Annotated in this window: 12 protein-coding genes; 5 read left to right on the top strand and 7 right to left on the bottom strand. The window is 72.3% G+C overall.

The annotated features are described in order from the left end of the window. Positions 1 to 33: 33 nt before the first annotated feature. From AC5WRL_RS08540 to AC5WRL_RS08530, 3 genes are read right to left on the bottom strand one after another with little or no spacing between them, the layout of a single operon-like run. Entirely contained in the window at positions 34 to 990 is a 957-nt protein-coding gene (locus AC5WRL_RS08540) for a GlxA family transcriptional regulator (protein WP_496087747.1), read from the bottom strand. A 27-nt stretch (positions 991 to 1017) separates the two neighbouring features. Continuing rightward, positions 1018 to 1833: an ABC transporter permease gene (locus tag AC5WRL_RS08535; RefSeq protein WP_496087746.1), complete on the bottom strand. Its 816-nt coding sequence runs from the start codon at positions 1831 to 1833 to the stop codon at positions 1018 to 1020. Beyond that, positions 1830 to 2789 (bottom strand): ATP-binding cassette domain-containing protein, encoded by a 960-nt coding sequence (locus AC5WRL_RS08530; RefSeq protein ID WP_496087745.1) that lies wholly within the window; start codon positions 2787 to 2789, stop codon positions 1830 to 1832. Before AC5WRL_RS08530 ends, AC5WRL_RS08535 begins: the two co-directional genes overlap by 4 nt. A gap of 84 nt (positions 2790 to 2873) precedes the next feature. Between AC5WRL_RS08530 and AC5WRL_RS08525 the strand changes: the two genes are divergently transcribed. Beyond that, positions 2874 to 3677 carry a TetR/AcrR family transcriptional regulator gene (locus AC5WRL_RS08525; RefSeq protein ID WP_496087744.1) on the top strand — a complete coding sequence of 268 codons (804 nt, stop codon included), beginning with the start codon at positions 2874 to 2876 and terminating at the stop codon, positions 3675 to 3677. Here AC5WRL_RS08525 and AC5WRL_RS08520 read toward each other — a convergent pair. Beyond that, on the bottom strand, positions 3652 to 4740 hold the full coding sequence (locus AC5WRL_RS08520; RefSeq protein ID WP_496087743.1) for a hypothetical protein: 1089 nt from the start codon (positions 4738 to 4740) through the stop codon (positions 3652 to 3654). The genes AC5WRL_RS08525 and AC5WRL_RS08520 overlap by 26 nt on opposite strands. Before the next feature lie 72 nt (positions 4741 to 4812). On the opposite strand from AC5WRL_RS08520, the gene AC5WRL_RS08515 reads away from it, so the two are divergent. Then, complete coding sequence (locus tag AC5WRL_RS08515; RefSeq protein WP_496087742.1) at positions 4813 to 5811, top strand: aldo/keto reductase; 999 nt, start codon at positions 4813 to 4815, stop codon at positions 5809 to 5811. 121 nt (positions 5812 to 5932) lie between these two features. On the opposite strand, the gene thpR is transcribed toward AC5WRL_RS08515, so the two are convergent. Continuing rightward, positions 5933 to 6502 (bottom strand): RNA 2',3'-cyclic phosphodiesterase, encoded by a 570-nt coding sequence (thpR, locus tag AC5WRL_RS08510; protein WP_496087741.1) that lies wholly within the window; start codon positions 6500 to 6502, stop codon positions 5933 to 5935. A 34-nt stretch (positions 6503 to 6536) separates the two neighbouring features. Here thpR and AC5WRL_RS08505 point away from each other — a divergent pair, with 34 nt between their 5' ends. Next, positions 6537 to 7040, top strand: coding sequence for a GNAT family N-acetyltransferase (locus tag AC5WRL_RS08505; protein WP_496087740.1), 504 nt, complete (start codon positions 6537 to 6539; stop codon positions 7038 to 7040). Between the two features lie 43 nt (positions 7041 to 7083). On the opposite strand, the gene AC5WRL_RS08500 is transcribed toward AC5WRL_RS08505, so the two are convergent. Both AC5WRL_RS08500 and AC5WRL_RS08495 read right to left on the bottom strand, forming a co-directional pair. Further along, positions 7084 to 8421: an MFS transporter gene (locus AC5WRL_RS08500; protein WP_496087739.1), complete on the bottom strand. Its 1338-nt coding sequence runs from the start codon at positions 8419 to 8421 to the stop codon at positions 7084 to 7086. Between the two features lie 96 nt (positions 8422 to 8517). Continuing rightward, on the bottom strand, positions 8518 to 8970 hold the full coding sequence (locus AC5WRL_RS08495) for a MarR family winged helix-turn-helix transcriptional regulator (protein ID WP_496087738.1): 453 nt from the start codon (positions 8968 to 8970) through the stop codon (positions 8518 to 8520). A 279-nt stretch (positions 8971 to 9249) separates the two neighbouring features. Between AC5WRL_RS08495 and AC5WRL_RS08490 the strand changes: the two genes are divergently transcribed. Both AC5WRL_RS08490 and AC5WRL_RS08485 read left to right on the top strand, forming a co-directional pair. Then, the gene (locus tag AC5WRL_RS08490) at positions 9250 to 9564 is read left to right on the top strand and encodes a DUF2530 domain-containing protein (RefSeq protein ID WP_496087737.1); all 315 of its coding nucleotides are present in this window, start codon (positions 9250 to 9252) and stop codon (positions 9562 to 9564) included. A 12-nt stretch (positions 9565 to 9576) separates the two neighbouring features. Next, the gene (locus tag AC5WRL_RS08485; RefSeq protein ID WP_496087736.1) at positions 9577 to 12135 is read left to right on the top strand and encodes an HAD-IC family P-type ATPase; all 2559 of its coding nucleotides are present in this window, start codon (positions 9577 to 9579) and stop codon (positions 12133 to 12135) included. Positions 12136 to 12205 lie beyond the last annotated feature (70 nt).

Raw genomic sequence — 12205 nt, 5'->3', positions numbered from 1 at the left:
GGATCGCCATGGTTCACAAGGATTTCGCCATCGCTACTCGCCCCGGGTGAAGGTGCGCCGGTACTCGCTCGGCGTGGTGCCCAGGATGCGCTGGAAGTGCAGCCGCAGATTGGCGCCGGTGCCGAGCCCGACGTCGGCGGCGATCTGTTCCACGGCGCGCTGCGAGCGCTCCAGCAGTTCGCGGGCGAGGTCGACGCGGGCGCGCATCACCCACTGCATCGGCGTGTAGCCGGTCTCCTCGACGAACCGCCGGGAGAACGTACGCGGCGACACCTCCGCCTGCCGCGCCAGCGTCTCCAGGGTGAGCGGTTCGCCGAGCCGGTGCAGCGCCCACTCGCGGGTGGCGGCGAACCGCTCGCCCAGCGGCTCGGGGACGCCGCGCGGCACGTACTGGGCCTGGCCGCCGCTGCGGTAGGGGGCGGCGACCAGCCGCCGGGCGGCGTGGTTGGACGCGGCCACGCCGAGGTCGCCGCGCAGGATGTGCAGGCACAGGTCGATGCCGGAGGCGGCGCCGGCCGAGGTGAGCACGCTGCCCTCGTCGACGAACAGCACGTTCTCGTCGACCCGGACCAGCGGATACCGGGCGGCCAGCGCCCGCGTGTAGTGCCAGTGCGTGGTGGCGCGCCGGCCGTCGAGCAGGCCCGTGGCGGCGAGCGCGAAGGCGCCCGTGGAGATGGCGGCGAGCCGCGCGCCCCGGTCGTGGGCGGCGATCAGCGCCTCGACGACGGCCGGCGGCGGGTCCTCGCGGTCCGGGAACCGGTAGCCGGGGACGAAGACGATGTCGGCCCAGGCGAGCGCGCCGAGGCCGTGGGCGACGTCGTAGGCGAGGCCGTCGCCGCCGGCCACCAGCCCGGGTGCCGCCCCGCACACCCGGACCTCGTACGGCATGCTCGCGCGGGTGGTGAAGACCTGCGCGGGGATGCCGACATCGAGCGGCTTGGCGCCGTCGAGCACCAGAACGGCGACGCGATGCGGGCGGGAGGGCGGCACAGGACGAGGTTACGCGCGCGCCCGCCGTCAGCGGGACAGGTGCTGGTAGGTGCGGACGGCCAGCGGGAGGACGACCGCCGTGAGCAGCAGGGGCCAGACCACGGACATCAGCAGGGCGTGGGTCTCGATCCAGCTGCCGCCGCTGGGGGCCGGGTTGCCGAAGAGTTCGCGGATGGCGCCGGCGGTGGAGGAGACCGGGTTCCACATCGCGATGGCGCCCAGCCAGTCCGGCATCAGGGAGGGCGGGGTGAACACCGAGGAGATCATCCCGACGGGGAAGGCGACGGCGAACAGGTTGCCGGCCGCCTCCACGCTGGGGGACAGCAGGCCGAGCAGGACGCCGACCCAGATCAGCGCGAACCGCAGCAGGAGCAGCAGCCCGAAGGCGGCGACGGTGGCGGGGAGGCCGCCGTCCGGGCGCCAGCCGATGGCGAGGGCGATGAGGGCGAGGACCATCAGGTCGAGCGCGGCGTGCAGGACGTCGGAGACGCCGCGTCCGGTGACGACGGCGGAGGGCGCCATCGGCATGGAGCGGAACCGGTCGATGATGCCCTTGTCCTTCTCCACGGCGACCGCCACGGCGGTGTTCATGAAGCCGAAGGCCATGGTCATGGCGAACATGCCGGGCATGGCGTACGAGACGTAGTCCGCGCCGCCGCCGACGTCCATGGCGCTGCCGAAGACGTACACGTACAGCAGCACGGAGACGATGGGGAAGCCCAGCTGCCAGGCGATGACGGACGGCTGCCGCACGATGTGGGACAGCTCGCGCCGCACCAGGGTCCAGCAGTCGCGGACGGCCCACAGGGCGCGGGGGCCGGTGGTGTCGGTGGTGGTGCTCATGCGGCGTTGGTCTCCTTCTGATCCTGGCCGTCGGTGAGCCGCAGATACACCTCGTCGAGGGTGGGGCGGCGCAGGCCGATGTCGGTGACGGTGATGCCCCGGTCCTGGAGGGTGCGGGCCACCTCGGTGAGGGCGGCCACCCCGTCGCGTACGGGGGCGGTGACGCTGAGCCGCTCGGCGTCCGCTTCGGGCTCGGCGCCGGTACGGGCCAGGGCCTCGATCGCGGCGGGCAGGTCGCCGGGGGTGGCCACCACGACCTCAAGGCGGTCGCCGCCGAAGGCGCGTTTGAGGCCGGCCGGGGTGTCCTCGGTGATCTTGCGGCCGTCCTTCATGACGACGATCCGGTCGGAGAGCCGGTCGGCCTCGTCCAGGTAGTGGGTGGTGAGCAGCACGGTGGTGCCGGTGGCGGTGAGCAGGCGGACGGCGTCCCACACCTCGCCCCGGCCGCGCGGGTCGAGTCCGGTGGTGGGCTCGTCGAGGAAGAGCACCTGGGGCGCCAGCACGAGGGAGGCGGCCAGGTCGAGGCGGCGGCGCATGCCGCCGCTGTAGGTCTTGGCGGGGCGGTCGGCGGACTCGGTGAGGCTGAACTGTTCGAGCAGTTCCTCCGTACGCCGACGGGCCGCCGTCGCGTCGAGGTGGTACAGGCGGGCGAACATCCGCAGGTTCTGCCGGGCGGAGAGGATCTCGTCCACGGCGGGGTGCTGGCCGGTGAGCCCGATGCGGCGGCGGACGGCGCGCGGGTCGCGGCGTACGTCGAGGCCGGCGACCTCGGCGCGCCCGGCGTCGGGGCGCAGCAGGGTGGTGAGGATGCGGACGGCGGTGGTCTTGCCCGCCCCGTTGGGGCCGAGCAGTCCGCAGACGGTGCCGCGCGGCACGGTCAGGTCGAGGCCGTCCAGGGCGGGCCTGCCCTGCTTGCCGAATGTTTTGCGCAGTCCTTCCGCGCGGATGGCGACCATGATTCCCCCTTTACTGGGTACAGTGTACGCACAATAGCGTACGCCGTACCCAGTAAGGGGGGCAGTGATTAAATGGGCCTCACCATGAGCACGGCACACAGCGGCGGCAGCGAAGAGATCACGCGCAGCCTGCGCCTGATGTGGGAGGGCCGCGAGGTTCCCAACCGGGGGCCACGCCCCGGACTCACCCTCGACGGCATCGTCACCGCCGCCATCGAACTCGCCGACCGCGACGGGCTCACCGCCCTGTCCATGCGCAAGGTCGCCGCCGAACTCGGCGTCGGCGCCATGAGCCTGTACCGCTACGTCCCCGGCAAGGAAGAACTGCTCGACCTGATGCTCGACCGGGTCAACGGCCCCGGCCCGGACCAGGACATGAGCCAGGACATGAGCCAGGACATGAGCCAGGACATGGAGCCCGCCCCCGGCACCGGCTGGCGCGAACGCCTCGAACAGGTCGCCCGCGACTCGTACACCACCTACCTGCGGCACCCCTGGCTGCTCCAGGTCAACCAGTCACGGCCGCTGCTGGGCCCCAACGCCCTGCTCGGTTTCGAGTTCGCCCTCACCGGGCTGCGCGGCCTGCCACTCACCGGCCAGGAGAAGATCGCGGTCATCTCCACCCTCGACTCGTACGTCACCGGGCTCGCCCGCGCCCACGTGCTGGCGCGCCAACTGTCCGAGCAGACCGGCATGACGGACCAGGAGTTCTGGGACACCCAGGCGCCGCTCATGGACACCGCGCTGCGCTCCGGGTCCTACCCGGAGGTGTTCGCGCTCGACGCGGACAGCTTCGAGATCAGCGGCGACGAGATCTTCGCCTTCGGCCTGGCCCGGGTCCTGGACGGCCTGGCCGCCTACATCACCCGTCGGACCGACGCCGGCTGAACAGCAGCCTGCGCAGCGCCACCACCAGCAACGTACCGGCGGCGAAGCCCACCAGCAGGCGGGTGAAGGTGTCCGACTCCTCCACCGTCTCCACGGGGGTGCCGCTCCCCGCCGGGTCGTTGCCCTGGGCCGGGGGTACGTCCGCCGGCTCCTGGTCCGCCTCCTGGTCCGCCTCCTCGTCCGCCTCCGCGTCCCCCGCGTCCCCCTCCTCCCGGAGGCTGTCCGGCAGCAGTTCCCCCTTCAGCTCCACCGGCACCACCTCGCTGCGCACCCCCTCCGAGCCGTACATCAGATACCGCCCGTCCGGCGTGAACGTCACCGACTCCCCCTGCGGCTGCACCGGAATGATCAGCTGCCGGTTGACCTGCTCGCCGAGCCCGTCCTCCGTCCACCGGTACATCCGGGCGGTGAAGTAGCCGCGCAGCACCAGCCGGCTGCCGTCCGGCGAGAACGCCCCGTCCGTCATCCACAGATCGATGTCCGCGACCCGCTCGAAGAGGTTCACCCCGGTCGTCGACAGCGTCTCGGGCCCCGCGTACAGCGCGCCCGGCTCCTTGCGCTTCTTGCTGGCGATGTAGACCCGCCCCGTCTGCGGATGCACCATGAGCGACTCCGCGTCACGCGGCCCGTCGTCGTACCGCACCCGGTAGATGTCCGGCACCACCGTCGCGTCCGCCAGCACCGCCGGCTCGGGCACCCGGTAGATCCACACCTCCTCCCAGCCGCCGTCGAAGTTGTCCCCGATGTCCCCGACATACAGCGCGCCGTCCGGGCCGAAGTGGATCGCCTCCACATCGCGCATCGTGGCGCCCTGGAGGGTGAGGGTGGCCACGGTCTGCCCGGTGGTCCCGTCCACGGCGTAGATCTGCGGGCCGTACCCGCTGTCGTTGTGCGTCCAGTACACGCCCGGGTGCTGCCGGCTGGCCGCCAGGCCGCTGGACTCCGCGATCCGTTCGTCCTCGATGGTGAACGCCCGCGGCGGCTCGTACCCCTCGGGCTCCCCCGGCGCCCCCGCCAGCAGGACCGCGCTCATCACCCCGGCAGCCGTACCCCAGACCGTCATGCGCCCAAGACTGCCAGAACATCCCCGGCTCATCCTTGCCTGGAGCGTGCTCGAAGGCGTTGAGTAGCGATCATGAAGTACACACAGCTGGGCCGCACCGGCCTCAAGGTCAGCCGTCTCGTGCTGGGCACCATGAACTTCGGCCCGTACACCGATGAAGCGGGCTCGCACGCCATCATGGACGCCGCGCTGGACAACGGGATCAACTTCTTCGACACGGCCAATGTGTACGGATGGGGCGAGAACAAGGGCCGCACCGAGGAGATCGTCGGCTCCTGGTTCGGGCTCGGCGGCGGCCGGCGCGAGAAGACCGTGCTGGCCACCAAGGTGTACGGCTCGATGAGCGCCGAGGGCGACCCGTGGCCCAACGAGGACCGGCTGTCCGCCCTCAACATCCGGCGCGCCGTCGACGCCAGCCTCAAGCGGCTCAACACCGACCACATCGACCTCTACCAGTTCCACCACGTGGACCGGCACACCCCGTGGGAGGAGATCTGGCAGGCCATGGACGTCCTCGTCCAGCAGGGCAAGATCCTGTACGCCGGCTCCAGCAACCACGCCGGCTGGCACATCGCGCAGGCCAACGAGACCGCCGCGCGGCGCGGTTCGCTCGGCCTGGTCAGCGAACAGTGCCTGTACAACCTGATCGAGCGGCGCGCCGAGATGGAGGTGATCCCGGCCGCCGAAAGCTACGGCCTGGGCGTGATCCCGTGGTCCCCGCTGGGCGGCGGGCTGCTGGGCGGCGCGCTGCGCAAGGAGCGCGAGGGCGGCGGGGCGCGCAGTACGGGCGCGGGCCGGGCCGCCGACGCGCTGGCCGATCCGGCGCGGCGGGCGCAGGTGCAGGCGTACGAGGATCTGCTGGCCGAGCAGGGTCTGGACCCGGGCGAGGTGGGGCTGGCCTGGCTGCTGACCCGGCCCGCCGTCACCGGTCCGATCGTCGGCCCGCGGGTGCCGGAGCAGTTGGAGTCGGCGGTGCGGGCGGTGGAGCTTGAGCTGAGCGCGGAGCTGCTGGCGAAGCTGGACGAGATCTTCCCGGGCCCCGGCCCGTCGCCGGAAGCCTTCGCCTGGTAGCTCCCGGGGCGTCCGTCGCTCAGCCGAAGATCGCGGACAGGGCCACCACGGCCAGGATGAGGACGAGCGCGCCGCTGACGATGCGGGTTCTGGTCTTGGTGTTCACGCGCTCCAAGGTAGCTCAGCCGCCGGCGGCGCCGCCCAGCGGCCAGGACGCCTCGATGGTGTAGCGGGAGCCGTCCGGGCCGCTCTCGCTGCGGACCAGGGCCAGCCGGCCGGCGGGCCACGGGCGGCCCTCGAAGGCGGCCAGCCGTGCGGCGTACGGGGCCAGCGGGGTCCGTACCGGGCCGCGCCGGCTGAGGGCGACGGTCAGGTGGGGTACGTACTCGGGGTGCTCGCCGGGCAGCAGGCCCATGCCACGTCCGGTGTCGGCGGTGGCCGCCGCCAGCCCGGCCAGCGCCTCGGTGTCGCCGGCCACCCCGGCCCACAGGGCCCGGTCCCCGAACCGGCCGCCGCCGGCCAGCGACAGCGCGAACCCGGGGCGGCCGGCGGCCACCGCCGCGAGGCGCTGCCGCAGTTCGGGGACGAGTTCGTCGGGGGTCTCGCCGTAGAAGGCCAGCGTGACGTGCCACCCCGCCACCGGGGTCCAGCGCAGGCCGGCGCCGGCTTCGGCCCGCCGCAGCGCGCGCACCTCCGCCGCCAGGTCCTGTACCGCCTCGTCCGCCGGGAACAGCGCGGTGAAAAGCCTCATGGGTCGGGTTTCCCCCCTGGTTAGGATCGGCGGCATGAAGATCCGATCGGGTGGCAGTGACGATATTCCCCTGATACTCGGCATGCTGGACAGCGCCGTGGAGTGGCTGGCGGCGCGCGGGCGGACCGGGCAGTGGGGCAGCGAGCCGTGGTCGGCGCGGCCCAAGGCGGTGGCCCGGGTCGGGGAGATCGTGGCCCAGGGCGCGCCGTGGATCGCCGAGATCGACGGGGAGCCGGCCGGGTCGCTGACGCTCACCCCGGGCCCGACCCCGTACATCGCGCCCGTGGACGAGCCGGAGGTGTACGTCCATCTGCTGGTGACCGACCGGCGCTTCGCGGGGCACGGGGTGGGCGCGGCGCTGCTGGCGCACGCCGTGGCCGAGGCGCGGCGGCAGGACATCTCGCTGCTGCGCGTGGACTGCTACGCGGGGGACGACGGGCGGCTGGTCGAGTACTACCGCTCGCAGGGTTTTGAGCTGGTGGAGCACTTCACCGCCAACGGCGACTGGCCGGGCGCGCTGCTGGCCCAGCGGGTCTGATCCGGTCCGCGCGCGGGGGTGCCGCCCCCACGCGCGGGCCGGCTCAGGCCGTGGTCGTCAGCGGCTGCGGGTCGCGCGGGACCAGCGCCACCGCGCGCCGCCCGGCCCGCAGGTCGATGCGCAGCCGCAGGCCGCCGATTCTGGCCAGCACCAGCGCCAGCGCCGCCGAGGCCAGCAGGCAGACCGCGCCGCCGGTGGCCATGCCGACGCGGGGGCCGAAGGTGTCGGTCACCCAGCCCACCACCGGGGCCCCGATCGGGGTGCCGCCCATGAACACCATCATGAACAGGCTGATCACCCGGCCGCGCATCTCGGGGTCGCTGTTGAGCTGGATACCGGCGTTGGCCGTGACCTGGAAGCTCATCGCCACCAGCCCCAGCGGGATCATGAACATGGCGTACACCCAGAAGAACGGGGCCGCCGACGCCAGCATCAGCAGCACCGAGAACACCGCCGCCGCCCCGAAGGTGAACCGCATCCGCCGGCTGCCGCGCCGGGCGGCCAGCAGCGCGCCGATCACCGAGCCGCCGCCCATCAGGGAGTTCAGCAGGCCGTAGCTGCCGGCCCCGGCGTCGAAGACGCCGTCCGTGAAGGCGATGGCCCACACCGGGAAGTTGAACCCGAAGGTGCCGATGAAGCCGACCAGGACGATCGGCCACAGCAGTTCGGGGCGGCTGCCCACGTACCGCAGGCCCTCGCGCAGTTGCCCCTTCTTGCGCGGGGCGCGGCGCGGCGGGCTCAGCTCGGCGGTGCGCATCAGCAGCAGGCCGACGATGGGGGCGGCGAACGACAGGCCGTTGAAGATGAACGCCCAGCCACCCCCGACCGCCGTGATCATCACACCGGCGACGGCGGGGCCGATGAGCCGGGCGGAGTGGAAGTTGGCGGAGTTCAGGGAGACGGCGTTGGGCAGCAGGCGCGGGCCGACCATGTCGGCCACGAAGGTCTGCCGGGTGGGGTTGTCGACCACCGTGACGACGCCGACGACGAAGGCCAGCGCGTACACGTGGTACACGTTCACGTGCCCGCTGATGGTCAGTGCGCCGAGCAGCAGTCCGGTGAGGCCGAGGGAGGACTGCGTGACGAACAGCAGCCGCCGCTTGTCGAAGCGGTCGGCGAGGACTCCGCCGTAGAGGCCGAACATCAGCATCGGCAGGAATTGCAGCGCGGTGGTGATGCCGACGGCGGCGGCGGATCCGGTCAGCTCGTGCACGAGCCAGTCCTGGGCGATGCGCTGCATCCAGGTGCCGATGTTCGATATCGAGGACCCGAAGAAGAACATCCGGTAGTTGCGGACGGCCAGCGAGCTGAACGTGCTGAGTGGGGTGTCGTGGGGGTCGGTCGGTGCGGGTGCGGAGTCTGCTCCGGGTCCCGAACTCAAGAGAACACTCCTTTGTGCGGTGTTGCGGGTATTACGGGTCGTGCGGATCGTGCCGGTCGTGCGGCGGCCCCGTACCCGAGGGGTACGGGGCCGGGGCTACAGGTGCGCGAGCTTGTGCAGTACGGGGGCGGCCTCGCGCAGCACCGCCCACTCCTCCTCGTCCAGCTCTTCGGCGAGCTGGGTGAGCCAGGCGTTGCGCTGGCCGCGGCTCGCCTCCAGCACCGCCTCGGCCTCGTCGGTGGCGGCGACCAGCTTCTGCCGCCGGTCCTCGGGGTGCGGCTCCAGGCGGACCAGGCCGCGGTCCACGAGCAGCGCGATGATGCGGGTCATGGACGGCGGCTGGACGTGTTCCTTGCGGGCCAGCTCGCCGGGGGTCATCGATCCGCAGCGGGCGAGGGTGCCGAGCGCCGACATCTCGGCGAGGCTGAGGGTGCGGTCCACGCGCAGGTGGCGCAGCCGGCGGGAGAGCCGCAGGACGGCGATGCGCAGGGTGTTGACCGCTTCGGCATCGTCGGCGCGGTCGGCGGCGGCCGGCGTCACGTTGGGCATGTACACCACCATAGCTCATTAGCTTGCCTAACGAAATATACCCGCACGCCACGCCGCCGCGCACCCGGAATACCGCCCAAGCTCACCCTTTCGAGTGAGGGAACAGCGAAACCCTTGCGCCCCCGCCACGTCCTGGGGTCCGCCGCACCGAAGGCCGTACGGAACTCCGCACGGTTCGCAACGGCTCTCCGCATCCCGCCCTGTCACCGGCCCCGGTTACGCTGAGAAGCGCCACCTCGGGGACGGCACCGGAACGGGATTGGACGGGAAGGCAGCGGCATGCGGCTGGGCAATTGGACCGACGGCAAACGGGTGGCACCGGAGCCCCTGGAGGGCAATGTGGTGGCGACCATCGCGGTCGGCACCATCATCTGGGCCGCCCTCTTCGTGGTCCAGGTCCCCTTCTACGGCTGGTTCAGCGACCACGATCACACGTGGTGGGTGTGGACCTGCCTGGCCGGAGCCGGTCTCGGACTGCTGGGGCTGTGGATCGTACGGCGGCGCGAAGCCGCCCTGTACGCTGCCCGGAACAGCGGCGGGGACACGTCCGGACCCTCCGCCGACGGCGGGCCCAGTGAGCAGCCCGCCCCTTAGAGGACGGAAGCCATGAGTCAAGGGGCAGGCGGGGGCCGTACTCCCGTCACGCGTATCGCGGACGGCGAGCCGGGGGGCGACAGCGCGGGGGACGGCCGGGCCACCGGTCTCACCACCGCCGAGGTCGCCGAGCGGGTCGCACGCGGCGAGGTCAACGACGTACCGGTACGGGCGTCCCGATCCGTCGCCGAGATCGTCCGCGGCAATGTATTCACACTCTTCAACGGCATCATGGGCGTGCTGTTCGCCGTCATCCTGGTGGTCGGGCCGCTCAAGGACGGCCTGTTCGGCTTCGTCGTCCTCTTCAACGCGCTGATCGGCATCGTCCAGGAGCTGCGCGCCAAGAAGACCCTCGACAGCCTGGCCGTCATCGGCGAGGCCAAGCCCGCCGTGCGGCGCGACGGCCGCTCCCAGGAGATCCCCACCGGCGACATCGTGCTGGGCGACCTCATCGAGCTGGGCCCCGGCGACAAGGTCGTGGTCGACGGCGTCGTCACCGAGGCCGAGGGCCTGGAGATCGACGAGTCGCTGCTGACCGGCGAGGCCGACCCGGTGGTCAAGCAGCCGGGCGATGCCGTGATGTCCGGCAGCTTCGTGGTGGCCGGCGGCGGCGCGTTCACCGCCACCAAGGTGGGACGGCAGGCGTACGCGGCCCAGCTGGCCGAGGAGGCGTCCCGCTTCACGCTGGTCAACTCCGAGCTGCGCAACGGCATCGGCAAGATCCTCAAGTTCTGCATCATGCTGATGATCCCGGCCTCCATCGGCCTGATGATCAGCCAGCTGCTGGTGGAGCGGGCCGACACCTTCGAGGCGATCCGCCGCACCGTCGCCGGCATCGTGGTGATGGTGCCCGAGGGTCTGGTGCTGATCACCTCGGTCGCCTTCGCCATCGGCGTGATCCGGCTGGGGCAGAAGCAGTGCCTGGTGCAGGAGCTGCCCGCCATCGAGGGCCTGGCCCGGGTGGACGTGGTCTGCCTGGACAAGACCGGCACCCTCACCGAGGGCGGCATGGACGTCACCGACCTGCGCGTCCTCGGTGACGGCGGTACGGGCGGCGCGGGCGGCGCGGGCGGCCCGGACGGCCCGGACGGCCCGGACGGCCCGGACGGCCCGGACGGCCCGGACGGCCCGGACGAGGCGTACGTGCGGAAGGTCCTCGCCACGCTCGGCGCCAGCGACTCACGCCCCAACGCCTCCCTCGCCGCGATCATCGACGCCTACCCGGCGGGCTCCGCCGGGGACGGCTGGGGCCACGGCGAGACGCTGCCGTTCTCCTCCGCCCGCAAGTACAGCGGCGCCGAGCTGACCGAGCCGGGCGGCGCCCGGCACACCTGGCTGCTGGGCGCCCCCGATGTGCTGCTGCCGCCCGGCGACCCGCAGCTCGCCGCCGTCGACGAGCTGAACACCCAGGGCCTGCGGGTCCTGCTGCTGGCCCGCGCGGACGGCCCGCTGGAGACCGTACGGGCCTCGGCCGCACCCGAGTCGCTCACCCCGGCCGCGCTGGTGATCCTGGAGCAGCGGCTGCGCCGCGAGGCGCCGGACACGCTGCGGTACTTCGCCGAGCAGGGCGTGGACGCCAAGGTGATCTCCGGCGACAACGCGGTGTCGGTGGGCGCGGTGGCCGGCAAGCTCGGGCTGCGCGGCGCGGACGCCCCGGTGGACGCCCGGCAGCTGCCGGACGACCGGGAGCGGATGGCCGAGGCCGTCGAGAGCGGCGCGGTGTTCGGCCGGGTCTCCCCGCAGCAGAAGCGGGAGATGGTCGGCGCGCTCCAGTCCAAGGGCCACAACGTGGCGATGACGGGCGACGGCGTCAACGACGTACTGGCCCTCAAGGACGCCGACATCGGCGTGTCGATGGGGTCGGGCTCGGAGGCCACCCGGGCGGTGGCGCAGATCGTGCTGCTGAACAACAGCTTCGCGACGCTGCCGGACGTGGTGGCCGAGGGCCGCCGAGTGATCGGCAACATCGAGCGGGTCGCCAACCTCTTCCTGACGAAGACGGTCTACTCGGTGTTCATGGCGTTCGCGGTGATCGCGGCCCAGGTGCCCTACCCCTTCCTGCCGCGCCACTCGACGCTGCTGTCGGCGCTGACCATCGGTATCCCGGCGTTCTTCCTGGCGCTGGCGCCGAACAAGGAGCGGGCCCGGCCGTACTTCGTGCGCAGGGTGCTGCGGCTGGCGATCCCCTTCGGCCTGCTGGCGGGCGCGGCCACCTTCGGCACGTATCTGCTGGCGCGGGCCCACTACGGCGGGACCGAGGCCACCCGCGAGGCGGAGACCAGCGCGGCGACGCTGACGCTGTTCCTGATCGCGCTGTGGGTGCTGGCGATCATCGCCCGGCCGCTGACGTGGTGGCGGGTCGGCCTGATCGCCACCATGGCCACCGGCTTCGTCCTGGCGATCAGCGTCCCGTTCGCGCAGGACTTCTTCGAACTGCGCCTGGTGGGCACCCAGCTGCCGCTGACAGCCGTCGGCATGGCGGTGGCGGCGGGCGTGATCCTGGAAGTGGTGGCCCGGATCGCCCCGAAGAAGGTCCCCGACCTTCCGCCATCGGTGACGGCGACCACCTGAGCCGGCCCCGTACCAGCGGCTCACCCCCGTGGCCCGCACCGGCATCCGCCGGTGCGGGCCACGGCCGTTG

This window comes from Streptomyces sp. NTD107 (genome assembly GCF_059510435.1).
This window is presented reverse-complemented; position numbering and strand designations above follow the sequence as displayed.